Consider the following 23,811-nt stretch of genomic DNA (forward strand, 5'->3'; position numbering starts at 1 on the left):
ACGGCCTCCATGCAAGGGCCGACCCCGGATCCGTTCGAGGGCGGCACGGGTACGCCCTGCACCCTTTCTTGTCGGGATCAGCTGGGGCCTTGCTACGCGCCAACGCGCCGGCTCAAGGATGTTAGCGACGGGAAACCCGGTCTGCCGGTTCGTCTCGTTTTTCTGCTCGTGGATGAATCGTGCAAACCGATTTCGGGCGCCAGTCTCGATATATGGCATACGTCCGCCGACGGGCTTTACTCGGGAAACCGGGGGGCGCCTGGACATGAAAGCCAATGGAATTTGAGCATCTGCAATCCCGATCGGGTCGCAGAAGCCATGCGCAGCTCGTGGTTTCGCGGCACGCAGAGCAGCGACACCAAAGGGCGCATCTACTTCGATACCTGCTACCCTGGTTGGTATACATTGAGGACGATTCATATTCACGGGATCGTCCGAATCGGCAATACGGAATCCCTCACGACGCAGTTCTATTTCGACGACGCGCTCAATGACGAAATCATGAAGCAGCCCGTCTACAACGAGCGAGGGCCCCGCGGCGGCAAGAGAAACAGCCAGGAAGGAGGCACGGCCATGGATCCCGCCTATCGGTTCCAGACGCGCCAACTGGCCGACGGATCTCTACTGGCGTGGAAACAGCTGATCGTTCGACGCACTGGAACGGCTACGTGCGGAAGGGGATAGCGTAGACGCCGCGTGCGGTGCTCCCACTCGAATGGGTTTACGAGAACCCGACGTTGGGCACTCCAGGACCCAACGAAGGCGAGAAATGCGCTCCGATCGACGCGAAAGCGCGACTTTTTGCCTTCCCGCGGGCCTGGCACGCTTGCTGCGATGAATTCTCTATTTTTGTTCTTCGAATTCGAGATAGGAATTCATTCGTAAACGGCAGACGAAATTCGAGGGAGAGTTTCCGGGATGCTCGCGTAGGAGCTGACATGAAACTCTCTCGACTCGTGTGGATGGCGTCTTCCGTTATCGCGTTCGTTGCTTGTGACAAGTCATCCGAGGCTCCCAAAGAAGGCGCATCATCGGCTGCCGTGGCCTCGGCGAAGGCCGCACCCAGTGCTGCTCCTTCCTCGAACGCAGGCGGCACGCTCTATTCGTGCAACCAGCCGAGCGCAGGGCTGTGTGCCGAGTGGAGAGGTCTTTCGGCCGGGAAGATTGCCGAGGCGAAAGGCAGCTGCAACGATCCCGGCTCCGTATTCTCCACCAAGCCGTGCGATACGAAGGGCGTGCTGGGAACGTGCGAGCAACCCAAGGAACACATCACGCTGTTCATCTCGAAGAATCCGGCCATCGCGACCGCGAAGGACGCCAAAGAGATCCTGTGTGACGACGGAAAGTTCACCGCCCTCGCGCCGTGAACCCGCGACGCCGGCGTACTTTGCGAAAGCTCGTCCCGGCGTGCGGTGCGCATGAGCATCGAATGGGTCACATCGTTCAAACGCTTACGCCGCGGGATCGATTGCGCCATCGAACCGCACCAAGCGCGCCACGCGTTTGCGCCCAATCGTGCGTGTCGCCGGCGCGACGAAGGACTACACTGGGGCGATATTTGCCTTTAAGGAGGCCTCCATGCGTTGGACCGTCGCAGTCATTGCGGTATCCGTTTTCACGTCGGGAACCAGTCTCGCTTCCGATGCCGATCGACCGCCGCTTCCCGGCCCCTGGTACCCCGTTCACACCGGGGGCAACAGGGATTATTCGGCGATTGATTTCTGTGGTTTCCCGGTTGCCATGCGAGTCGTCGATGACCAGGAATTGGGACGAAACCTGGCCGTCGACGCCTCGGGCAAACCCACGCTGATCGAGATCAAAGGTGACCTCGTCCTGAGCTACACCAACACGGACACGGGAAAATCCGTGGTCCGGCACGTCGATGGACACGCGTTCATCTCCTACCACCCTGACAAATCCGAGACCTGGGTCGTCTATGGTCCCTTCGCGGGTGCGGTCCGTCGCAATACCGCGAACATCTTCGTGCCTCGAATGGACCAGGGCGTCTACATCTGGTCCGGCGTGACGGTCGCCGAGGGCCCGCCCCCTGCGACCCCGCCGAGTCCCGCCACGCTCGTATGGACGCCTCCCGTGGAGAACCTTTGCGACACGCTCAGGGGTGCCCCGTAACGTTGTTTCGCGCGGGGTCGTCGTGCCATTCCACGTTGCCTTCCCGAGGTGTGATGAAGAGAACGCGCACCTCGGGCGTGTGCGCCTTGCCGGAATGCGCAACGCCTTTGGGAATGAGAAGCGCATCGCCAGGGCCGAGCTCGTGCGACTTTTCGGGGCCCTCACTCGGGCGCAACGTCATGGTGCAGCGGCCCTCGAGGAGCACGAGAATCTCGTCACCGCCGTCGTGGCGTTCCCAGAAGCCGCCGGTGCGTTCTCTCGGGATGCGGATGACGCCGAGCATGGCCTTACCGTCCACGGCGTAGTCGCCCAGGACGTGCGGCTGGGCGCGCTCGGCCATGTTTGCGAGTGTCGTTGCAATATGAAATGAAGTGCCGGTCTGGATTGCGGACATGGGCTCAATATGGGAACGTGGGATCGCCTTCGCCAATCGCATTCTGGGAGCCGCACTTCGATGGAGACGAACCCGAGAAAACGGCCGCGGCAAGCGCGATCCCAGGCCACCGTCGACGCGCTCATGGACGCGCTGGCTCAGGTTTTGACCCAGCATGGCTACGATGGGACCACCACGGCGCGTGTGGCCGAGCGGGCCGGGGTGAGCATTGGCTCGCTGTACCAGTATTTCCCCAACAAGGAGGCACTGGTGGCGGCCCTCATCGAGCACCACGCGACGAAGATCGTGGCCGACTTCGAAGAGGCACTTGCAGGCGACGACGCCGCGTCGTTCGAGGATGCGTTGCGGGTGCTCGCCCGCACGGTCCTCGGCATGCATCGGATTGCCCCGGCGCTCCACGGTATTCTCAACGAGCAAGTGCCCCGCGTTGGCCGCATCGCGGAGGCCATGGCCGCAGGCCGTGGTGTCGAGCAGGTGATCGAGCGCCTTTTGAATGCGCACCGCGATCGACTGGCACCGGGGCGCGATCCTGCGCGCGCGGCCCGGGTCATCGCCACGGCGTTGGAAGCGCTCGTTCACAAAGCGGTGAACGGGCGTCCCGAGCTCCTCCCCGGTCTGGAGGATGAGGTTCATGCGCTTTTGGTGGGGTACCTCTTGCGGCGCTAAATGCCTCCAGCATGAACCTCGTTTATGCGTTGCATGAATCCTATTCCCTGGTTTGCTCGAAGGCCCGCGGTTACGTTCAGCCCACCAATGACGAACCAAATCCATTTGGGTGGGCGTTTTACGTTCCCCGGTACGAGTTTATCGGTCAACCGCATGGGCTACGGCGCCATGCAGCTGGCGGGGCCTCATGTTTTTGGCCCGCCGCGTGATTACGACGGAGCCGTCGCCGTTCTCGAGGAGGCCCGGGCGGCCGGCGTCGACCATATCGATACGAGCGACTTCTATGGCCCGCACGTCACGAATCAGATCATCAAACGTGCTCTCCATCCATATCCGAAAAACCTCGTCATCGTCACGAAGGTGGGGGCGCGGCGTGGGGACGATGCTTCCTGGTTGCCGGCGCAGTCCCCCGACGAGCTCCGCTCCGCAGTCCGAGACAACCTCCGCAACCTCGGCGTCGAAGCGCTCGATATCGTCAACTTGCGGCCCTTCGTCGACAATTCGATCAAGGAAAGGGTCCTCGCCCTGATCGATTTGAAAAAGCAGGGGCTCATCAAGCACATTGGCCTGAGCAACGTCACACCGAAGCAGTTCGCCGAGGCGCGGGCGCTCACCGACATCGTCTGCGTGCAGAACGAGTACAACTTGGCGCACCGTGGAGACGATGCGTTCATCGACCAGCTGGCGAAGGAAGGCGTCGCGTACGTGCCGTTCTTCCCGCTCGGCGGATTCACACCCTTGCAATCGTCGACGTTGTCCGAGGTCGCCACGTCGCTCGAAGCGACACCGATGCAGGTGGCACTGGCATGGCTGTTCCAGCGCGCGCCGAATATCCTGCTCATCCCGGGAACGTCGTCGGTCGCGCACCTCCGGGAGAATCTGAAGGCCGCGGAGTTGAAACTGCCTCTCGCCGCGGTCGAAAAGTTGAATACCATCGCGGCGTCCGCACCCTCCCGCCACTGACGCGTCCGCGTGCGAACGCCAGAACGGGCGCGAGTCGTCGGCGGTTTCCCGTTATGATAGGGGGATGGCGCGCGCGCTTCGTTTTTTCTCGTCCTGGTTCGCGCACGCCGCACGTCATCGCACGAGGAGGCGACTCAGGATCCTTCTCGTGGTTGCCGCGTTCCTCGTCATCCATTCGACGATTGTCTGGTACGCGTGGCGCACGACGTCACGGCGCGCGATGCTCGACGCGGAGACCGCCGGTCGCCAGAGGCTGTCCCTTTACGCGAGCTCGATCGAGCGCGCGCTGGACAAGTACCGCCCGCTGCCGGAAATCCTCGCGCGGGACAAAGACATCCGCGCACTGCTTCACTCGCCCCACGATGCCGCGCTCGTCGATTCGGTGAACCGGAGCCTCGAAGCGACGAACACCGCGATGAGCGCTGCTGCGCTGTACGTGCTGAACACCGACGGGGTTGCGCTTGCCGCGAGCAATTGGAATCAAGAGCACAGCTTCGTCGGACGAGATCTCGCCTATCGGCCGTACTATCACCAAGCCATCGCGACAGGAAGCGGCCGCTTTTTCGGTGTCGGCACGACCAGCGGGTTGCCCGGCTACTTCATGGCGAACGCGGTGCAGAGCGGCAACGAGAGAATCGGGATTGTCGTGGTCAAAGTGGATCTCGAGCCGCTCGAACGCGACTGGACGCGGGCCGAAGAGCGGGTCCTCGTCGTGGATGCGAACGGGGTCGCATTCCTCGCGAGCCGGCCCGAGCTCAAATACGGATTGATGGCGCATCTATCGCCAAATTCCGCGCAGACAATTGCCGAGCAGCATCAGTACCCTGCGGACGCACTGCACGCGGTCCACTACAACATCGAGCGCGAGCTCACCAAGGACACGCGCATCGTGCGCCTGCGGACCGGTGCTCGAGGCACACAGTTTCTCATGCAGTCGCTCGCGATGCCGAGTGACGGCTGGACGATGCACTACCTCTCCAGCCTCACGGCCGTCGATGCCCAAGCGCGAGACAGCGCGATCAAAGCGAGCGCCGCCATCGTGGCCGGGGCGCTCCTCCTCCTTTATCTACGCCAGCGTAGGCTTGCACTGCGCGCCACGCTTGCCTCCCGCGATGAGCTCGAAGCGCAGGTGCACGCGCGAACCGCCGATCTTCGCGCGGAGATCGCCGAGCGTCAGAAGGCCGAGCACGTCCTTCGTGAGGCGCAGGACGAGCTCGTCCACGCGGGAAAAATGGCGGCGCTCGGGCAAATGTCGGCCGCCGTCGCACACGAACTCAACCAACCGCTCACCGCGATGCAGACCTTTCTTGCGAGCACGCGCGTCCTGCTCGAGGAAGGCGACGACGAGCAAGCCGCGAAGAACCTCGCGCTGCTCGAAGAATTGGGGCAACGCATGTCGCGCCTCACCGGGCAACTTCGCGGATTTTCGCCGAGGCGCTCGGGCCGCGCAGAGCGCGTGGCACTCGAGCTCGCGATCGAGCGCGCTCTGCTCTTGTGCGAGGGGCGCGTCCGTCTCGAACGCGTCGAGGTGGACGTGCAGATCCCGTCCGGAGCTTCGGTGCTCGCCGAGCGAACGCGGATCGAGCAAATCATGCTGAATCTCGTGCGCAATGCTCTCGACGCGATGACCAAGAGGGAGGCGCGCCGGCTCTCGATCCGCGTGACGGAGAGCGGCGAGCGCTGCACGATCCGCGTCGGCGACACGGGCGAAGGCATCCAAGAGGAGCACCTGGCGCGGCTTTTCGATCCGTTCTTCACGACCAAAGCGGACGGCGAGGGGCTGGGGCTCGGCCTTTCCGTCACCTATGGTATCGTGCGTGAGCTCGGTGGATCGATCCGGGTCGAGTCGACGGTCGGCATCGGCAGCACGTTCATCGTCGAGCTTCCACGGTACAAACCTTGAGAGCGTCTGGATGAACACGAGTGGAGCGCGCCCCCATGGCTGAACGATGCCGAGTGATTTTCGTCGACGACGAGGCAAGTGTTCGCCTCGCCGTGGAGCAGTGGCTGGGGCTCGTGGGGGTCGAGGTCGTCATGTGCGCATCGGCACGCGATGCGCTCGCAAAGCTTCCCGTCGAAGACGCGATCCTCGTCACCGATGTGAAAATGCCGGAGACGGACGGGATCGAGCTCTTACGCATCGCCGTTCGGCAAGATGCAGATAGGCCCGTCGTGCTCCTCACGGGCCACGGCGATATTGCGATGGCCGTCGAGGCGATGCGCGGCGGGGCATACGACTTCGTCGAGAAGCCCTTCGAGCCCGATCGCCTCGTCGAAACGATACGGCGCGCATGCGAAAAATGGAGGCTCGTGCTGGAGAACCGGCGCCTCCGTGCGCAGCTTCACGGCAAAGTCGGGATTGAATCACGCATCATCGGTACCTCGCCCGCGATCGAGACGCTCCGGCGCTCGGTCCTCGACTTGGCAAGCACACACGTCAACGTGGTCATCCGCGGCGAGACCGGGACCGGCAAAGAGCTCGTCGCGCGCTGCCTTCACGATTTCGGCCAGCGTGCCGCGCAGCCGTTCGTCGCGATCAATTGCGGCGCCGTTCCGGAGACGATGTTCGAGAGCGAATTCTTCGGGCACGAGGTGGGGGCATTCACGGGTGCGGTCGCACGGCGCGTGGGAAAATTCGAACACGCGAACGGCGGAACGCTCTTCATGGACGAAATCGAGAGCATGCCCATCGCCCTCCAAGTGAAGACGCTGCGCGCGCTGCAGGAGCAGGCCGTCGAGCGACTCGGATCGCACAAGAGCATCCGCGTCGACGTGCGAACGGTCGCCGCGGCAAAGGTCGATTTGCTCGGCGAGGTGCACGCGGGGCGGTTTCGCGAAGATCTGTATTATCGCCTCGACGTCGCGGAGCTTCACATCCCGCCGCTTCGCGAGCGCAAGGAAGACATTCCGCTCTTGTTCGAGTTCATGGCCTCGGAAGCAGCGGCGCTGCATGGGCGCGAGCCGCGGCCATTGGCCGACGCCGACCTGCGACAGTTGCTCGCGCACGATTGGCCGGGCAATGTTCGGGAGCTGAAAAATGCCGCTGAGCGTCATGCCATCGGAATTGGTTCCGGGGTCGTTTCGGTGAGCCCGGCAGCGCCATCGAGCGCAACGCCCATCGACGCGCCCGTGCGCGAGTCGCTCTCCGCGCAGGTCGAACAATTCGAGCGCACGTGCATCGAGGGCGCGCTCAAGACGTGCCGTGGCGACATTAAGGCGACGATGGAGCTTCTCAACCTGCCGCGTCGTACATTGAACGAGAAAATGGCGCGTTACGGGATCGATCGGCGGAAGTTCGCCCGCTGAGCGGCGCCCGACGAGCGAACATTTGCCGATACGCCGGTGCGATCGGCGGATATTTGCCGATGCCCGCGGGCTGCAGCCCCACGAAATGAGCTGTCGGAGCGCATTCCGACACCGAGCCAATACCGGCACGAAACATGCGATTCGCCGCCGCCGTGAAGCGAGCGTACCGCCTCGCCCTTGGCTCGTGTTTGCTCCGTGAGGTCCAGCCTTGAAAAAGCCGTTCTACAAAATTCTGTACGTCCAGGTGCTCTTCGCAATCGCGTGCGGCGTTGCGCTCGGTCACTTCCGACCCGCGGCGGGCGTCGAGCTAAAGGTCTTCGGCGACGGCTTCATCAAGCTGATCAAGATGATCATCGCGCCCGTGATCTTCTGCACGGTCGTCACGGGCATCGGTGGCATGCGCGACATGCGCAAAGTCGGGCGCGTCGGCGGCAAGGCGGTCCTCTACTTCGAAATCGTGTCGACGGTCGCTCTCGGCATCGGCCTCGCGGTTGCGAACATCCTCAAGCCGGGGGCAGGCTTCAACGCGTCGCTCGCCACGCTCGATACGAAGCAGATTGCCGAGTTCACGGCGAAGGCAAAAACGCAGAGCACGACCGACTTCATCATGAACATCATCCCCACGACGGTGGTCGATGCGTTCGCGAAGGGGGAAATCCTACAGGTGCTGCTCTTTGCCATTCTCTTCGGGTTCGCAGTGAGCGCGCTCGGTGACCGTGGCAAGCCGATCCTGACCTTCATCGAAGATTTGTCGAAGGCGATCTTCGGAGTGGTGAACATCATCATGAAGGCGGCGCCCGTCGGCGCGTTCGGGGCGATGGCGTTCACCATTGGCAAGTATGGAGTGGCGTCGCTCCTTCCGATGGCCAAGCTGATGGGCTCGTTCTATCTCACCTGTATTCTCTTCATCGTGGTCTTTCTGGGGGCGGTCGCGCGTTTCACCGGCTTCAGTATTCTCCGATTCATCGCGTACATCAAAGAGGAGCTGCTCATCGTCCTCGGCACGAGTTCGTCGGAAAGCGCGCTGCCTCTGCTGATGGAGAAGCTCGAGTCGCTCGGCTGTTCGAAGTCCGTGGTCGGGCTGGTGGTGCCCACGGGTTATTCGTTCAACTTGGACGGTACGAACATTTACATGACGATGGCGGCGCTGTTCATCGCGCAGGCGACCAATACGGACCTGACCCTTGGCCAACAGCTCACAATCCTGGGCGTTGCGATGCTGACGTCGAAGGGCGCCTCCGGAATCACCGGGGCGGGCTTCGTCACGCTCGCTTCGACGCTTGCCGTCATTCCGAGCATTCCCGTTGCGGGAATGGCACTCATTCTCGGTATCGATCGATTCATGAGCGAAGCGCGTGCACTCACGAACATCATCGGAAACGGAGTGGCGACCGTGGTGGTCTCGCGGTGGGAGAAGGAGCTCGATCATGAAAAGATCGCGGCCACATTGAGTCGAGGCGTCGAGGTCTCCGCCCCTGCGCGTGCGACCACGCTCACGCAGTGACCCATTAGACGGAAAATGCGTTCCTTTTTTAGGGGGCTAAGATGGGGGATGGGGGGCCATCGGATTCAAGAGTCGGCGCCCATCGCGTGACCATATGGTCCATTCGTGTTGCGCCATGTCGTGAAGGGAGCACGTACATGACCGATCGATCGCTTCGTATTCCGTCCGTCATTTCTGCGTTCGTACTGGCCTGTCTGGTCTCCGCGCCAGCACGCGCACAGACGCCGCCCCCACCGCAGGAGCAGGCGCCTCCGCCCGCGCCCGCGCCCAGTGCTTCGGCGCCGGAAATAACCCCGGCGCCACCGGCGCCGCCCCCGTCTCCCGCGGGGGTGGCGCCACCTTCTTCTTCACCGCCTGTACCGGCAGCGGCGCCGGAGCCGGCGAAGCCCGCGCCTCCGCCCGCTGAAAAAGACAGCAATGGGAAAAAACGGGGCTTCGCCTCCGTATCCGAGTTCGCCCGCTCACCGTACACGGTGAAAATCGGCGAGGCGGATAATCAGTGGAAAATCAGTATTTACGGCTTCATCGAGTTCGACATGATCCACGACTCGACGCGGAGCTACACCGATGTCGCCGGGTCCACGGTCATTCGGCGCGAGGATGTCCTCGCGGGCGAAAAGGGTCGTACCACGTTCAGTGCCCGCAATAGCCGCCTCGGCTTTCGCATGGAATCGCCCAAGTTTCACGGTATCCGGCCCTCGGCCGTGCTCGAGTTCGACTTCAGGGGAAATCAGCCAGCGGAAGCGACGGAATCGCAGTTCTTCAACAATCCGTCGCTTCGCATCCGGCATGCGTACCTGCGGCTTCTCAATGATGTCGTCGATATCCTTGGTGGCGAGACCTTCGCACTTTTTGGCGCGCAACCCTATTTCTATCCAGCGGCGGTGCAATACCTGCCGATACCCGGTCAGTTGTTGAACCGCACGACGCAGTTGCGGCTCTCGCGCACCTTCAAAACGGAGCCCATCAATGTCGATTTCGGCGTCGCGGCGGTGCGGCCGGTCGAGCGGGATTCCACGTTGCCGGAGGGGCAGGCCGCTCTGAAAATCACCGTCAACGATTGGAAAGGCCTGCACACGCCCGGCGCGCTCGGAACGACGGCGGACGGCGCAGCGTTGTCGGTGTCCGGGCTGATACGCGGTTTCCGAGTGAATGAATTTTCGCCCAATCCGATCACCACGAGAACGGAGACCGGCTGGGGCGCTTCGTTCGACGTGATGCTGCCCGTCATCCCGGTGCCGGATGCGGACACGCGCGGCAATGCGCTGACCCTCATGGGGTCGTTCATCGTCGGCTCGGGCATCGCCGATCAGATGGTCCTGACCGGGGGCGTCACGCAGCCGCCGCTTCCCAATCCGCCTGGCGGGACGTACACGCCGGACATCGACAATGGGCTCGTGGTCTATGACCGCGGTGGTACCTTGCATAGCGTCGACTGGCGCAGCATCGTGGCAGGGTTGCAGTATTATCTGCCGCCCTCGGGCCGCATTTTCATATCGTCGAACTTCTCGCATGCCGAATCGCGAAATGTGACGGGCCTGGTCACGGAACCGCAGCAAACCAGGAATGTTTTCCGTTTGCAGCGTTACTGGGACGCGAACCTCTTTTTCGATATCACGCCGGCAGCCCGCGTGGCGCTTTCCTACCAATGGACGTGGCAGCGGTTCCTCGACGGTGCCAGCGCCGAGAACAAACGTTACATGTTGGGAATGTATTACCTATTCTGACGAAACGTCATTACGACGGAGGTCGTCTCGCGATGGGAGAAGGAAGCAATGAAACCCGTTGACCGAGAACGCGTACTGCCTCGTGCAAAGCGCCACGCCTTTCCACGAGTGCAGATTCCAATATGGCGATTCGTTGGCCTTTCCCCACACGCTGCGCGGGCCATCGACTGGCGCGTCTTCGAGCTCCCGCGACGTACACGCCGTCGCATGCGACTCGATGAAGAAAACGGCCACTAGACTAACCAACTCGCCCGACGAGTTGGTTCGAAGGCGCCGAACCCTGAGAACGCGTCGTGCTCACGGTCATGCGCTACAATCTACGAAGCGCCCCGCGGGAAGGAATGCGGGTGCGCTTCGTAGATTGGAGCCGGGAGAGTTCCCGCCCCCCTTCGCGAATTCGATCGACGATGATTCCGTGGGATGGCTGACCCAGGAGCCCCCGACGAGTGGCCCATGATCATCTATCCGCGTCACAGGACGAGGTACGCCAGAGTTAGTCCTTCAATTTACAGGTCTAGCCGCTAACCAACGGTTAGCGGAATGGCTGCTAAGATGGCGCCTAGGATGCGCTCCCTTGCTTATGTGACATCGGCGGCCCTCTGGGGTACGAGCGGATTGATAGCCTGCACGGCGTCGCCGGCGGGAGATGAGCGCGTTCGCCTTCCCCCGACCGTCGTTGACTGCGTTGCGGTTTTGGGAAGCAATTCGCAAGTTGCGAGCGTCGCTCTCGAATCTGTCCCGTACTCGGGCGTCGCCCGGGAGAAGCTTATTTCCTATCTCTCAGACGATGAATTGGGGCGATTTTGTGATTTCGGCATCTGCCTAGGGCCCAACGGCTACAACCGAAGTTGCTATAATGAAGGCCGCGAAGAGTGTCCCATTTCTCCCCCGCCGCAAGGATGCTCACGGGCATTCCATTCGGCACCAAATCCTCTGCTCTCAACCTTCGGGCAAACGTGCTATCGAGGCGCGGATTATGACGAAAGCACCACGATCGACAGTCGTGAAGCCTGCGTGTCGCTTTTTCGCGGCTACTATGGCACGTGCCATCTTGGCGCTTTTGAGGACTGCTGGCGGGAGCGCGCGTGGGCTCCGTTTGGGACCATCCTGTGGGGGCCGAGTTGTGAAACAACCAAGAAGGAGTGCGGCTATTTTTGACGCGGAGCGAGGTTATTTTCGATGAACCCGAGAAAGTGCTTGCAATCGTGGAGCCAAAGACTCCTATTCTCATTTTCTGTCACCACAGTTGGTGCCGGCTTTCTTGAGACGGCCTGCAAACGGACTCCTTCGGAACAGCCGTCATCCCTTAAGGAGTCACTCGCCGCGGCGGAGCCAGTTGATGCCTCAGCCTCGCTCGATTGCGTCGATGTACTTCACGTTATCTCGAATCGCGGGAGTAAGCTCGCCAATGTCGTTCGGTTTGGAGAATCCAATCCCGCCTTGCGAACGAGCACTCGCCTCGGGGAGCTATCGGGCGCCGACCTACGCGCGTTCTGCGATTGGGAGGCCTGCATGCGGACGAATGGCTATGCTCATGCATGCTGGATCAATGATGCGGGATGGGAGCGATGCCGTGTCTGCGACGATGCCGATCATTGCGATGGATATCCATTCAATCAGGAAGCCTGTGTCGCGCATGCGGCTGACCCTGACCGGGCGTCATGCCACGTCGGACTCTTGCAAGAATGCATTCTGCAACGATCGCTGCGAGGCCCGGCCGATGCTCGCGTCACGCGGGCGTGCCGGCTGAGCGCGCAAGCCTGCGCCGGACAGCTGCCGGGCGACCGCTCCGCCGAGGCCCTGGCAGCCCAACACGAAACCGATCAAGTCACGATGCAGGTGATCAACCGCGAACTCGACCAGGCCGACAGACTTCAACCCGACTCCTCTTTCGTCCGGCTATGGCGGACAAAACTCTCGGCATGGGAAGGCGGTGTTCCCTCCGATGAGGGCGATGCGTCCTCCGATGGCGGTGACTCCGGGCACTAGGTGTCACATTCGCGGGCCCGGTGGTGTCTTTATGTCCGAACCTACAAGGAGGACACCATGGCATTGCGCGTTCCGAAGGCGAAGCTCACCGGGCTCAGTGACGACTTGATCAAGCAGTTGGGCGTCATTCCCGAACCTCTCGCTGTGACGTGGCACAATCGCAAGGTCGTCGAGGGCTCGCGGGAGTTCGCGGGCAAGGTGGGCGCGTGGGATTCGGTCGACGAGAGCCTGAAGTCGTTCGCCCATATGGCGGTCGCGGCACAGGTTGGCTGCAGCTGGTGCCTCGACGTCGGCTACTTCCAGGCGCGGAACAAGAACCTGGACATGGCGAAGGCCAGCCAGGTACTGCGCTGGCGGGAGTCGGAGGCGTTTGCACCGCTGGAGCGGGATGTGCTCGAGTATGCCGAGGCCATGACGAACACCCCGCCGACCGTCACTGACGCGTTGTCCGCGCGTCTGCTCGATCGGCTCGGGCCGGCGGCGATGATCGAACTCACCGCGTTCATCGCGTTCGCCAACTTCGCAGCGCGCAACAACGCCGCGCTCGGGATTGAGTCGCAGGGCTTCTCGTCCGCATGCGAGATTCCGCTGGCCGCCCGTCCCGTGAATTCCGGCGTAGCGTCGGCGGTATGACCGACAACCCGTTCGTCGCCCATCGCAGCCTGCTGTTCACGGTCGCCTACGAGATGCTCGGATCGGTGGCCGATGCGGAGGACGTGTTGCAAGAGTCCTGGCTGCGATGGGCCGACGTCGACCCATCGCAGGTGCGCGATCCGCGGGCGTACCTCGTGCGGATCGTCACCCGGCAAGCGCTCAACCGACTGCGGACTTTGTCGCGCAGCCGCGAGGAATACGTGGGCGAGTGGCTGCCGGAACCGGTGCTGACCGGCCCGGATGTCGCCGAGGACCTCAAACTCGCGGAGAGCGTCTCCATCGCCATGCTGACCGTGCTGGAGACGCTCGGGCCGACGGAGCGGGCGGTGTTCGTGCTCCGCGAGGTCTTCGACATGTCGTTCGGCGAGATCTCCGAGGCCATCGGGAAGTCCCCGGCCACGGTGCGCCAGATCGCGCGGCGCGCCCGCGAGCACGTGGCGGCCCGGCGGCCGCGGGTGCACGTGAGCCGCGCAGAGCAGCAGGCCGTCGTGGAGCGGTTCCTGCTAGCGCTGCGAACCGGTGAGTTTCAGGAGCTGATGGAGATCATGGCTCCGGACGTGGTTCTCATCGCCGACGGTGGCGGGGTTGCGGCCGCCGTGCGGGCACCGATCCACGGCGCCGAGGTGGTGGCGAAGCTTCTCTCGCGCGCGCGCCGGATGCTCTCCGCGTCGATCGTGTGGCTCAACGGGGCTCCTGCGTGCCGCATCGAGATCGACGGTGAGCTCACCATGATGAGCGTCGCCGTGGAGAAGGAGCGGGTCACCCGGATCTACGTGATGCGAAACCCGCAGAAGCTGACCCGACTAAGGGAACGCGCCCAACTCGCGAGGTAAGTCCGTTTACGTGCATTCGAGGCGCCATTCGTCCGGGCGGACGAATGGCGCGTGCGATTTTTTGATCACGGCTCACCCGTCCGGTGTCCAAGCGCGCATGGATTGGATCGTTCGCAGCAGCACGGCATCGGCCCTGTGTGGCTTGGTGACATCGATCGCTTTGTGGAGCTTGGCAGGTCCCGGCTGCTCCTCGTCTTCGGATTCGGCCAATGAAACCGACGCTGGAGCCCCCGATGCCGTGGTGTCCGATGGCGGCACCCCCGTGTGGCCCGACGAGTGGAGCGCCGACATCCTCTGGTCCGAGATCGACGCCAACGGCTCCAAGAGCAACACGTGGACGGGGCACGTTTCTTACAATTGGAAATTGCGCGCCATGCGCACCGACGTCGTTCCTCCCGAAGGTGGAATACCAGGCCCGCCCATCGGAAAGGCCGGGTCGATGTTGATGCGAAACGGCAAAATCTATTTTATTCCAACGGGCGAACGTTGTTTCGTATCCGCCGACTTCGGTGCGCCACGGCCGAACTGGCTCGGGGAGGCGCATGCGGTGCTCGCGCCCGGAACAGCGACATTGGCCGTGTCACGCTGGATCGTGGACTCGACGCAACTCGATGGCGGGCTGCAGGGATGCTTCACCTACGCGCTCGGGCGCGCCGACGGCACGCCCCGTCTCTTTGGCGGCTCCGCCACCTGCCAAGAATGGCCCAAAGGAAGCTTCATCGAGTACGCGAACTTTACGACGCGCGCCCTACCTGACAGTGCCTTCGATGTTCCACCCGATTGCGCGGCGGAAGGTGGTGCCGTTGGCGGCGAAACCGGCTGTCACGCCTGCCACGATGCTCCAAATTGAGGGCTCAATGACATCACATTGGCCATTGCATGCCATGAATGACAGGCGAATACGCTAAAGCCATCGCCGCCCATGCCTTGGGGCTAAATGCATTTTGGCGCATTCCGCTGCGTAAGTTGTCCTTGATTGTTGATAAGGACGTTCCATGATGACGTTGGGTCGATAGCTAAGGCCCTTTGATTCGTTTCCCTTACTTAACACGCATAAAGAGGACTAAAAATGAGCGACTTTGGCTCCAAAGGGCCAGCGGGCACATCGTTGCGCACGGTGTCCCGTCGCGGGATTCTGCAGCTTGGCGCGTTCACCGCGGCGGCTGCATCGATACCCTTCGCGAGATTGGCAATTGCCCAGGGCGCGGCGCCTCGGCACTTTTTCCTGCATATCCTGATCTCGGGCGGAATCGATAGCAGCTATTTGTTCGATGCGCGCCCGCTGCGGATGACCGACAAAGGTCGTCACGCCAACTATCTCTACAAGAACAGCAGGAAAAGTATTCCCACGGGGGTCGATGCCGCGCGCATCGAGATGGAGGGGTCGAACGGGACGAAGACGCTGCGCACATCGCTGGTCAATCCGCTCATGGCCCACGCGGCCGACTTCTCGATCCTCAACGGTGTCCTCATGAGCAAAGACGCCGACGGCCACGGGAGCAATGCGCGGTACGCAATTACCAATCAGTCGAACGAGGGGTTCGATTCATTTCTCCCCATGGTGGGTGAGCGATCCGGATTTCCGATCGAAGCGGTTCTCTTCGGATTTCTCCCGGACGGGGCGTCGCCGGGTGCCAACTTCAGCAAAAGCATTCAATTTCGAGGGTCGGAAGCGAACGGAATCGGTCGTGCTCTCGCCAACGGCCCCAAAATCGAAGAAGACTCGGCGCTCATTCGCCACATCCAGCAACGCCAGCTGGCCAACGCCCAAGGCACGGGCATGTTTTCCGAAGGCTCGAAAAAGCTTCACTCGGCGCTGCGGAGTGCTCCTTCGCTCTCGTCCGCCCTTCAAAGGGCCGTCGGGACGGGCGCCACGTCGGGGGTCGACCTGCTCGCGGGCGTCGCGATCGCCTTCGATTACTTCCGCTCCGGCGTGACCTCGGCGGCGACGGTCGTCTACAATCGAGATCCCATTCTCGACGTTCACGGTGCCGATAGCGCGGCGGGGACGCAAATCGAGCTGCTCGGCGGCAGCCTTGGAACGGGGAGCAGCACCACCGAGCCGGGTGTGACGCAGAACCTCGCCCGTTTGTTCGAGCTCCTCAAAGGGACGCCGGTCGATCCCAACAATCCACAAAGCCCGTCGTTTTTCGACGTGACCACCGTGTGCATTCACACGGAGTTCGCCCGCACGATGGTCAACCTCGGCTTCGGTGGCGACGTGGGAAATACCGGCACCGATCACAATCCGCTGTCGAATACGGTCATTCTGGCGGGCAACGGAATCCGCGGTGGTCTCATCCTGGGTGAGAGCGACTGCACCGACGTGGACGACAACGGTAATATTCTGAACGTCTCCGGTGCCCACTTCTCCCGCGAGGGGACGACGAACAACATGGAGCTTCGCAAGGTCATGGGCAAACCGTTCGACTTTGCGACCATGAAGGCACGCAGCGATCTGCCGGCGACCTTCCAAGCCACGGATTATCTGAACTTCTCTTCGGTAGCCAATACGGTGATGGACATTTTCGGAATCGACCGACAGCAGCAGTTCCGAGTGGGTGGCAATCAAGCGCCCATCCTCACCACCCTTCGAAAACCGATTCAAACCATTCCTGGTTGAACCAGAGAGACGAAGATCATGGCTTATACAGTAGCTTCCCGCGCGCGGCGGGCATCCTTGGGATTGACTTTGTGTCTCGGCATCGCCGTTTCGGCACAGGCCTGTAGCTCGCAGCCGGATGCGAGGTCACAGGAGGACATGTCACGCACGGAGCAAGGGCTCGCCGAGGGCCAGCTTTCGAAGCGTGCATGGATCAAGAAGGCTGCGGAAGTGCTCCGCAATGGCGAGGGCATCGGGCCCGACGACAACATGGACGAGCTCATGGTGCTGAGCGAGGACGCCATCCTCGATCGGTTCATGGCCGATCCTCGGTTCGGCGACACGATGCTCGCGTTCAATCTTTATTATCTGAGCCGTCCGGCCGAGCAACTGAAGGAACCCTCCGCCTCCGATCCGACGCGTAGCGTGTATTCACCCTCGGTCTATGCCATGCCGCAAGCCATCAGCGGTGCGCGGGCGATGGTCTCGGGTGGCGACTACTTCAATATCTATTCGGCGGCGCAGCCGCTCTTCATTGCTCCGATGCGTCCCGCTACGGAGCCGTTTCCGCCGGATCCGAGCGTCGATGCGCGGACCGCACACTTCAATCGGATCCGCGAGGCGATTGCACAATTGCGCGCGACGGCGGCTTCGTCGGCACCGGACGCAAAAGCGTCCGCGTGTTCTTCGATTGGGTTCGAAAGCCGGTACGGGTTCATGATCACCCGCTACCTCGACGAGGCAGGATTCGATCGCCTCGTCGCGCAGGCCGTTCGCGAGAGCTGGATTGCGCCCTTGGCCGAAGGCGATTGCGTGGATGCGAACGTCACGGCGGCGCAGCTCGTGACGAAGCTGGACGCGCTCCGCGACGGATTGGAAGCCGTGATGACGCAGGCTGCGTCGCTGCCGACCACCGCGAACAACGTCGGCGAGATTGCGACCCTGTCGGTCAACGTCCCCGGCCTCGCGCCGCTTTCGCCGCAGACTCCCTTTACCCAACCCGGTTTTTGGGAAACGGCGCTGAATTCGTCGACCAACGTCAACCGCCGCCGGGCGTCGTACATCTGGAAGACGTATTTCTGCGACGACCTCACGCCGCTCGCCGTGCCGTCGCCGGATGGCGGCCATTCCGAAGGAAAACACGGATCGGCGCCCGAGTGTGCTGCGTGCCACTACAAGCTCGATCCGGTGGCGGGCCTCTTTCGTTACAACGGCAAGCGCGGGCGGAATTACGAAGGGCGGACGAGCTTTCTCTTCGACGATGACACGGCCCTCTCCGGCCCGACGTACGAGGCGTACCTCGACAATTGGCGCAAGGACGGCAATTGGGTCGTCGGTGTCAACAAGGCGCCGAACACGCTGCACGACAGCTGGAGGCCCGCCGAGAACAAGCTTTCGGACATGTGGGGATTCATGAAGCGCGCGCCCGAGGTTCGTTCCTGCCTCGTAAGGCGCATGGCCGAATACTTCCTCGGTGCGAATCAAGTCTACGATGGCACCTGGCTCGCCGACGTAAAGGCCGATTTGAAGCCGGGTACGGGCTCGAGCGCAAAAGTGAAGGCGATCATCCGGAAGCTCATTACGAGCCGCACGTTTTCCACCTCCGATCCCGAACACGGCAAATGTTACGACTGCGTGGGCGGGCAGTGCACCGAGGGACCCGACAAGCTCCCTTGCGAAATCAATTCCATCGTCCAAACCCGCTGCGTAAATTGCCATTCCGAGATCAATCAGCCGGCGCACCTGCGGGTGAAGTTGACCGGGTTGGTGCAGCTCGCGGACGGCACGTACGGCTTCGACCACGAGGACCCCAACGGGAACAAACTCACGCGCAACCAAAGCTTTCGCAGGATCATGAAATACATCACCACCGGCGATCCCGAGGCGCCGGGTACGCGGACGATGCCGCCCGGCGGAATGGATGCGGGCGAAAAGACCATTCTTTACAAGTGGCTCGAGCGAAACAGCATCGAGTGATGCAAGGGGTCACGATCAATGTCTCGTCTTGAATTGAAATTCGTAATGTTGTCGGTTCTCGCCTGCAGCGGCGTGGCGGCGGCGGGGTGTCAGAAGGGGACGGGGACCGACGAGAGCGTCGGGACCTCGGAGGCGGCTGCCGGTATTCCGGTAGGCGATATTCGCGGGACGGCGCTGGTGAACAAGTCGCTCCAGACGCGCCTCTTCGATCCGCAAGCGCCCACGACCCAGAGCTTCGCCATCGAGAAGCTCGCGGGGGACGATGTCGAGAGGCTCCGTTCGTTCCTCGGGCAATGGGTGACGGCGGGGACGCAGAGCAAGTTCCAGGGCGGTGAGCCCAATCCGTTCGGCCTCGTCCTCTGGCATCAGGTGATTGCCGCCTTCGCCAAAGGCATGGGCGGTATTTGCGACACGCCGGGGGCCGTGGATGTCACGTTCCCGGGTGTCTCCGCCCCCGACGCTTCGCCATCGGGGGCCACCACGGCCAAACTCCATCGCAACGTGGCGCCGAAGATCGCGAAGGTGTGCACGTTCGAGGGAGACGACGCTGCAAAAAAGGACGCGGCTCGCGCGCTCTTCCACGCGGTGGTCGACGACGAGCTGCCCGAGGAAGACGCGGCGTTCGCGGACTTCTTCGCCGGCCCCGATTACGCCCAGGCGCCCGGAAAAAAGCGCGTCGAAGCGATGTTCACCGCCTTGCTCCTCAATCCCCATTTTCTTCTCACGAGGTAGTCATACCCCATGCGTACTTTGCTTCGACGTTCATCGATTCGTATTCTTATTTCTACCAGCGCGGTTGCTCTTTTCGCGGCCTGCGCCGCCCCGGGCGAGGAGCCTGCATCCCAGTCGAGCGCGCAGTCCCTGCGAAGCGCAGAGCCCACGGACGGCGGCCCGCCCGCCCCGAGTGATACCTACGAACAGTCGCTCCACGACTACATCGACGACCTCGCCGGAGTGCCCCGCGACGGCGGTAGCCCGCGCCCTTCGTGGAAAAAGGCGAACATCAACTCCGGAATTACCATGTTCGGCTGCCAAGGGACTCAGGACGGTGCAGGCTGTTTCTCGGACGCGCGATACACCGCCATCAGCGATGAACGGAACAACCTCCCGGCGCTTCAAGATCTCAAGGTGGTGCGGCAGCTCCCGAGCCGGACATCGTACTGGATTCGCAGCTCGAGCGATGGTCGCTATGTGGGCGCCAGCCGCCGCATCATGGATTTGTTCGCCGTCGAGAAGGGCTTGATCAATCCGGATATCCCGGTCAATGCACCGTACGATCCGTATTTCTTCCCGGGCAACGATGGTTTCAGCTATGCGGGCGCCGGCGCAACCAGCGATATCGTGGCATGCAAGCAGAGCATTCTCGTTGGCATGTCCGAGGACGAATTCGGAGAGGTGACCTTCGCCGAAGCAGGATGCAAAAAGGTATCGACCAGCGTGTACCAGAGCATTGGGCAAGCGCTCGAAGGTGGCTCGGAATACATCGTGGCCAATAGCCCCAGCGATCACACCAATGATCCGGGAAACGGCGATCTCGTGGCTCCGTTCGGCCCGACGGCGCACTCGGACTTCGTGCCGATGGTGCTCTCCAGCACGGGCAGCTACGATCCGAAGCCGAAAGTGACGGTTTCGCACCCCTTCGAGGGCGATGTCATGCTCTCGCCGACCGGTGGGCTCTACGCCAGCCGGCTGACCAACGGGACCAAGCAAATTGGCTATCGGGTCGGCGTCATCGAGACCGTGCGCCCCACCCCCGAGTCGCCGAACTACGGCTTCAATACGAAGCCCGTGGCGACGGTCGACCTGCTCGGTGGCAAAGCCGCGTTCTCGTTCGACGAGCGCTTCATCGCGGTGCATTCCTATGCCAACCAAGCCGATCCCCATCTTTCGATCAACGCGGACGCGTCGGACATCGTCATCGTCGATTTGAAGACGGGCGCACATTATCAAATTACGAAGATGCCCTCGAAGGTTCGGGCGCTCTATCCTCACTTCCGCAACGACGGGTGGCTCTACTTCCTCGTGCGTGACGCGAACACGGGGACGGAGACGATCCTCGCCACCGATCTGGCCGCCCGCATCGCGCGCGGCCAGTGACATCATGATCGGATCCTTCCGGCGTTTCGTCTCGATTGGGTCGTTCTCCGTTCTCGGCGCGATTGTCGCGGCCTCCGCCGCGGCCGCGTGCGGGGCAACGAGCACCGAGCAAGAGATCGACCAGCAAGCACAGAGCGTGACGCCGGAGGATCGCATGTTGATCGGGATCGCCGAGCAGTATCCGAGCGATCCCGAGGCGTCCGCGCGCACGAGTGAATTTGCCCAGTCCATGAAGGCAAGGCGCGAGTTCGGGTGGCGCGTGGTGGAGAAAGTCCTGAGCCCCGTGCCCATTGCGGCGCCCAAGCTCGATCCGGACGATCCGGACGTGTCGGGCGTGCTGCCTCGCTTTCAAACGTGGTATGGCAAGACGGACGTGGTGGCCGCGTTCGATCAACTCTGGGTCGGAATGAAGGCGGAAGACCCGGCCCAAGTTCGCGACTTTCGCGCGTGTGAAGTGGATTCGGTGTTTCGCTGGAACGCGGAAGAACGGCCGAAGAATCTGAGCACGTGGAACCGCGACGTGTACAATGCACGTCGCGCGGAGCTCAATGACTCCGAAGGTGTCAGTTCGCTCGGGCGAAATACGCGGGTGCTCATGAGCCCCGCCTTCGTGAGCCATCTGCTGCGAAATTATCGAACATTGGCCGGTTGCGTGAACAAGACCATGCCGCTCACGCAACCGCCGCTCTCCGCGGAGAATCACACGCGTTGCATGACCTCCGAGTTTCCGGCGGATGCCGCAGTGATCAAAGCCGGTTGGGAGCCCGATGGACCGACGTTTCCGGCATACGGCACGTCCGCCGGCGATATCCAATCGATGTTGGCGGCGGGAACGTGGCCCGCGCCGCGGGCGATTGCGCCTCCGGGCCCCGATGCCATTTACACCATGCGTGCGCTCACTTCGTCCACGGGGCAACCCCGCGCCGAAAAGAAGCGTCTCGCGGCGCTGCATATCCTGACCAAAGAGCTGCGCGATTGGGTATGGATATCCCTCTTTTGGTCCGAGGAACCGGATCTCGACTTTGGCGCCGATCGGCCGCAATCGATACGCGCACTCGGCGGGCCGTGGTCGCACTACAAAATGGTGGTCAACACCGCCTACGACGAGGAAGATCCGGATCCCGGTAGCGGCTACGCGGACTCCGCCCCGACGCTGGCGAGTGCGCTCCGAAGCGCTCGGCCCAATCCTCCGGCCGAAGGAAGCACCGTTCGAACGTGGGCCAGCAACCCCTACATCGAGCGAGAAGTGCGAAACGGTGCGACGAATTGCATTGGGTGCCATGCGCACGGAGGGACGAAATTGTCAGTCCAGGGGCTCCTCGACGACGAAACGCAATATCCCGACAACACCCGCCGCCGCGTCCGCGCCGCATTCCCTGCAGACTACACGTGGGTGACCTCACAAGGCGGAATGGACCTGGGTGCGATCTTCAAAGAGACGCTCGACGGCGCACGGACGCCCAGCCGCCTCCCGGGCGTCCAACCGCGCCCGTGCGGGATGCAGCCCAGGGCGCGCTAGCCGGCGCGTTCTGCCAAGATACGCTGCGCTTCGCGGCGACCCGACATGAGCGCGCCGTGAACGGTTTGATAATTCTCCGCCTCGGTCGCTTCACCGGCAAAGAGCAGACGACGTCCAACCGGCTCGGCGAGCGCATGGAAATCGTCGGGGCTCGAGCCGACCTTGTCGAACGAGTAGGAACCGAAGGCGAAGGGATCGTTCGCCCAACGCGTGATCCGAGTGGCGGTGGGCTCGGGCACGCGCGCGCCATACATCGTGCGGAGTGAGCCCATGGCCCCGGCGAGGATGGCCGCATCGGTCATGTTCTCGATCCGTCGGGCGACGGCGCCACCGATGAATGCGAGCAGCACGGGCGCCTTGGTCACGGGGCCCATGTCGGTCCATACCGACCAGGCCTCGTCGATAGGGTCCATCTGATGAATGCTCTCGGCATGATCCCAGAATGCGCGATCGAATCGTAAGTAGACCTTGTCGAGCACGCCCACGCCGAGCCGCTGGATCGCCCGCAGCTTGCGCGCGGGCAGCTCGGGCGCAAAGGCGATGCGGCCGCGTTGGAGAACGCCGAGTGGAAACGTGACCAGCGCACGATTGGCCGTGAATATTCCGCGATTGGTGACCACGCGCACGCCCGAGTCGGAGTGCTCGATTCGAGTCACCACACAATCGAGATGGATGTCGAGACCTTCCGCCAGGCGATCCGTGAGCTGATTGTAGCCGCCGGGGAAAACGGCTTCTTCGCCGCCGAACTCGGATCCATCTTGTATCGCTCGGAGCGCAACCTCGTTCGGATCCCCCGCATCATCCTGCAGGATGTTCGCACGCATTCCCTGCCTCGCATAGCGCGCGCGGGTTCTGCCCAAATCGAGTTCGCGAAGGGCGCGGTCGATCGCCTGCTCGGCGGACAGCCCGGGATTGGATTTCGCATCGATGCCGTCGACGCGCTCCTCGAGACGGGTCAGATCCTTTTCCATTTGCACGCGTTCGTCCTCGGCCAGACGACGCGAGCCCGAATACGTCACCTGCGTCGTCGACGGATCGAACTCCATCGTTCGAATACCGAGTTCATTGCACAAGGCGGTAAGCGGATTTCCCTCGGTCCCGTGAATCCACGAGCCGCCCAAATCGATCGGGATACCGCCCCATGTGCGATCCGTCCAAAGGCGGCCGCCGACGCGTGTGCGTGCCTCCAGAATGCTCACGTCGTGTCCCGCGCGCCGCAGCTCGTAAGCGGCCGCAAGTCCCGCTATCCCGGCGCCGAGAATCAGCGTGTCCCGTCGTTTTTCGGGAGAATGCTCGTGCAGTGCACTTGCCGCGCAGCCTCCGTCGAAAACAGCGGCCCCTGCGGCAAGCCATGCGAACTGCAGCACCTCTCGTCTGCTCGGTGTTCGTATCATTCATGGCGTAGACGCAACGCCGCGCGCCATGGCGCGCAAAGAAGTGAGAGCTTGTG

At 62.5% G+C, this 23,811-nt stretch carries 20 protein-coding genes; 18 read left to right on the plus strand and 2 right to left on the minus strand.

Annotation, left to right across the window (positions count from 1 at the left end; genetic code table 11):
- Positions 1-9: 9 nt before the first annotated feature.
- The 3 genes from LZC95_48105 to LZC95_48115 all read left to right on the plus strand — a co-directional run bounded on the left by LZC95_48105 (position 10) and on the right by LZC95_48115 (position 2,130).
- Positions 10-684, plus strand: coding sequence for a protocatechuate 3,4-dioxygenase (locus tag LZC95_48105; protein WXA94197.1), 675 nt, complete (start codon positions 10-12; stop codon positions 682-684).
- Positions 685-938: 254 nt separating this feature from the next.
- Positions 939-1,367, plus strand: a complete 429-nt coding sequence (locus tag LZC95_48110; GenBank protein ID WXA94198.1) for a hypothetical protein — start codon at positions 939-941, stop codon at positions 1,365-1,367.
- Positions 1,368-1,740: 373 nt separating this feature from the next.
- A complete protein-coding gene (locus LZC95_48115; GenBank protein ID WXA94199.1) occupies positions 1,741-2,130 on the plus strand; it encodes a hypothetical protein in 390 nt (129 codons plus the stop codon).
- Here LZC95_48115 and LZC95_48120 read toward each other — a convergent pair.
- Positions 2,114-2,524: a cupin domain-containing protein gene (locus LZC95_48120; GenBank protein WXA94200.1), complete on the minus strand. Its 411-nt coding sequence runs from the start codon at positions 2,522-2,524 to the stop codon at positions 2,114-2,116. The two genes, LZC95_48115 and LZC95_48120, sit on opposite strands and share 17 nt — an antisense overlap.
- A 60-nt stretch (positions 2,525-2,584) precedes the next feature.
- Here LZC95_48120 and LZC95_48125 point away from each other — a divergent pair, with 60 nt between their 5' ends.
- The 15 genes from LZC95_48125 to LZC95_48195 all read left to right on the plus strand — a co-directional run bounded on the left by LZC95_48125 (position 2,585) and on the right by LZC95_48195 (position 22,361).
- Positions 2,585-3,190, plus strand: coding sequence for a TetR/AcrR family transcriptional regulator (locus LZC95_48125; GenBank protein WXA94201.1), 606 nt, complete (start codon positions 2,585-2,587; stop codon positions 3,188-3,190).
- Positions 3,191-3,277: 87 nt separating this feature from the next.
- Positions 3,278-4,153 (plus strand): aldo/keto reductase family oxidoreductase, encoded by an 876-nt coding sequence (locus LZC95_48130; protein ID WXA94202.1) that lies wholly within the window; start codon positions 3,278-3,280, stop codon positions 4,151-4,153.
- Between the two features lie 148 nt (positions 4,154-4,301).
- The gene (locus LZC95_48135) at positions 4,302-6,056 is read left to right on the plus strand and encodes an ATP-binding protein (protein WXA94203.1); all 1,755 of its coding nucleotides are present in this window, start codon (positions 4,302-4,304) and stop codon (positions 6,054-6,056) included.
- Positions 6,057-6,091: 35 nt separating this feature from the next.
- Positions 6,092-7,459, plus strand: coding sequence for a sigma-54 dependent transcriptional regulator (locus LZC95_48140; GenBank protein WXA94204.1), 1,368 nt, complete (start codon positions 6,092-6,094; stop codon positions 7,457-7,459).
- Between the two features lie 208 nt (positions 7,460-7,667).
- Entirely contained in the window at positions 7,668-8,963 is a 1,296-nt protein-coding gene (locus LZC95_48145; protein ID WXA94205.1) for a dicarboxylate/amino acid:cation symporter, read from the plus strand.
- A 137-nt stretch (positions 8,964-9,100) separates the two neighbouring features.
- Positions 9,101-10,690: a hypothetical protein gene (locus LZC95_48150; protein ID WXA94206.1), complete on the plus strand. Its 1,590-nt coding sequence runs from the start codon at positions 9,101-9,103 to the stop codon at positions 10,688-10,690.
- Between the two features lie 1,512 nt (positions 10,691-12,202).
- Positions 12,203-12,679: a hypothetical protein gene (locus tag LZC95_48155; GenBank protein ID WXA94207.1), complete on the plus strand. Its 477-nt coding sequence runs from the start codon at positions 12,203-12,205 to the stop codon at positions 12,677-12,679.
- A gap of 57 nt (positions 12,680-12,736) precedes the next feature.
- Complete coding sequence (locus LZC95_48160; GenBank protein WXA94208.1) at positions 12,737-13,312, plus strand: carboxymuconolactone decarboxylase family protein; 576 nt, start codon at positions 12,737-12,739, stop codon at positions 13,310-13,312.
- A complete protein-coding gene (locus LZC95_48165; GenBank protein ID WXA94209.1) occupies positions 13,309-14,166 on the plus strand; it encodes an RNA polymerase sigma-70 factor in 858 nt (285 codons plus the stop codon). The genes LZC95_48160 and LZC95_48165 overlap by 4 nt, the downstream gene beginning before the upstream one ends.
- Positions 14,167-14,263: 97 nt before the next feature.
- Entirely contained in the window at positions 14,264-15,016 is a 753-nt protein-coding gene (locus tag LZC95_48170) for a hypothetical protein (protein ID WXA94210.1), read from the plus strand.
- A gap of 219 nt (positions 15,017-15,235) precedes the next feature.
- Positions 15,236-16,789: a DUF1501 domain-containing protein gene (locus LZC95_48175; protein WXA94211.1), complete on the plus strand. Its 1,554-nt coding sequence runs from the start codon at positions 15,236-15,238 to the stop codon at positions 16,787-16,789.
- A gap of 18 nt (positions 16,790-16,807) precedes the next feature.
- Positions 16,808-18,745 carry a hypothetical protein gene (locus tag LZC95_48180; protein WXA94212.1) on the plus strand — a complete coding sequence of 646 codons (1,938 nt, stop codon included), beginning with the start codon at positions 16,808-16,810 and terminating at the stop codon, positions 18,743-18,745.
- A gap of 45 nt (positions 18,746-18,790) precedes the next feature.
- A complete protein-coding gene (locus tag LZC95_48185; protein WXA94213.1) occupies positions 18,791-19,477 on the plus strand; it encodes a hypothetical protein in 687 nt (228 codons plus the stop codon).
- 9 nt (positions 19,478-19,486) lie between these two features.
- A complete protein-coding gene (locus LZC95_48190) occupies positions 19,487-20,842 on the plus strand; it encodes a hypothetical protein (protein WXA94214.1) in 1,356 nt (451 codons plus the stop codon).
- A 4-nt stretch (positions 20,843-20,846) separates the two neighbouring features.
- Positions 20,847-22,361: a hypothetical protein gene (locus tag LZC95_48195; GenBank protein WXA94215.1), complete on the plus strand. Its 1,515-nt coding sequence runs from the start codon at positions 20,847-20,849 to the stop codon at positions 22,359-22,361.
- Here LZC95_48195 and LZC95_48200 read toward each other — a convergent pair.
- A complete protein-coding gene (locus LZC95_48200; GenBank protein WXA94216.1) occupies positions 22,358-23,755 on the minus strand; it encodes an FAD-dependent oxidoreductase in 1,398 nt (465 codons plus the stop codon). The genes LZC95_48195 and LZC95_48200 overlap by 4 nt on opposite strands.
- Positions 23,756-23,811 lie beyond the last annotated feature (56 nt).

It is taken from the genome of Sorangiineae bacterium MSr12523, from assembly GCA_037157775.1.
In the GTDB taxonomy this organism is placed as follows: Bacteria; Myxococcota_A; Polyangia; order Polyangiales; family Polyangiaceae; genus Pendulispora; species Pendulispora brunnea.

What these genes read in the sequence shown, in the direction of transcription:
- LZC95_48105 (WXA94197.1), top strand. Translation starts at nt 10, where the DNA reads ATGCAAGGGCCGACCCCGGATCCGTTCGAGGGCGGCACGGGTACGCCC.
- LZC95_48110 (WXA94198.1), top strand. Translation starts at nt 939, where the DNA reads ATGAAACTCTCTCGACTCGTGTGGATGGCGTCTTCCGTTATCGCGTTC.
- LZC95_48115 (WXA94199.1), top strand. Translation starts at nt 1,741, where the DNA reads ATGCGAGTCGTCGATGACCAGGAATTGGGACGAAACCTGGCCGTCGAC.
- LZC95_48120 (WXA94200.1), bottom strand. Translation starts at nt 2,524, where the DNA reads ATGTCCGCAATCCAGACCGGCACTTCATTTCATATTGCAACGACACTC.
- LZC95_48125 (WXA94201.1), top strand. Translation starts at nt 2,585, where the DNA reads ATGGAGACGAACCCGAGAAAACGGCCGCGGCAAGCGCGATCCCAGGCC.
- LZC95_48130 (WXA94202.1), top strand. Translation starts at nt 3,278, where the DNA reads ATGACGAACCAAATCCATTTGGGTGGGCGTTTTACGTTCCCCGGTACG.
- LZC95_48140 (WXA94204.1), top strand. Translation starts at nt 6,092, where the DNA reads ATGGCTGAACGATGCCGAGTGATTTTCGTCGACGACGAGGCAAGTGTT.
- LZC95_48150 (WXA94206.1), top strand. Translation starts at nt 9,101, where the DNA reads ATGACCGATCGATCGCTTCGTATTCCGTCCGTCATTTCTGCGTTCGTA.
- LZC95_48155 (WXA94207.1), top strand. Translation starts at nt 12,203, where the DNA reads ATGCGGACGAATGGCTATGCTCATGCATGCTGGATCAATGATGCGGGA.
- LZC95_48160 (WXA94208.1), top strand. Translation starts at nt 12,737, where the DNA reads ATGGCATTGCGCGTTCCGAAGGCGAAGCTCACCGGGCTCAGTGACGAC.
- LZC95_48165 (WXA94209.1), top strand. Translation starts at nt 13,309, where the DNA reads ATGACCGACAACCCGTTCGTCGCCCATCGCAGCCTGCTGTTCACGGTC.
- LZC95_48170 (WXA94210.1), top strand. Translation starts at nt 14,264, where the DNA reads ATGGATTGGATCGTTCGCAGCAGCACGGCATCGGCCCTGTGTGGCTTG.
- LZC95_48175 (WXA94211.1), top strand. Translation starts at nt 15,236, where the DNA reads ATGAGCGACTTTGGCTCCAAAGGGCCAGCGGGCACATCGTTGCGCACG.
- LZC95_48180 (WXA94212.1), top strand. Translation starts at nt 16,808, where the DNA reads ATGGCTTATACAGTAGCTTCCCGCGCGCGGCGGGCATCCTTGGGATTG.
- LZC95_48185 (WXA94213.1), top strand. Translation starts at nt 18,791, where the DNA reads ATGTTGTCGGTTCTCGCCTGCAGCGGCGTGGCGGCGGCGGGGTGTCAG.
- LZC95_48190 (WXA94214.1), top strand. Translation starts at nt 19,487, where the DNA reads ATGCGTACTTTGCTTCGACGTTCATCGATTCGTATTCTTATTTCTACC.
- LZC95_48195 (WXA94215.1), top strand. Translation starts at nt 20,847, where the DNA reads ATGATCGGATCCTTCCGGCGTTTCGTCTCGATTGGGTCGTTCTCCGTT.
- LZC95_48200 (WXA94216.1), bottom strand. Translation starts at nt 23,755, where the DNA reads ATGATACGAACACCGAGCAGACGAGAGGTGCTGCAGTTCGCATGGCTT.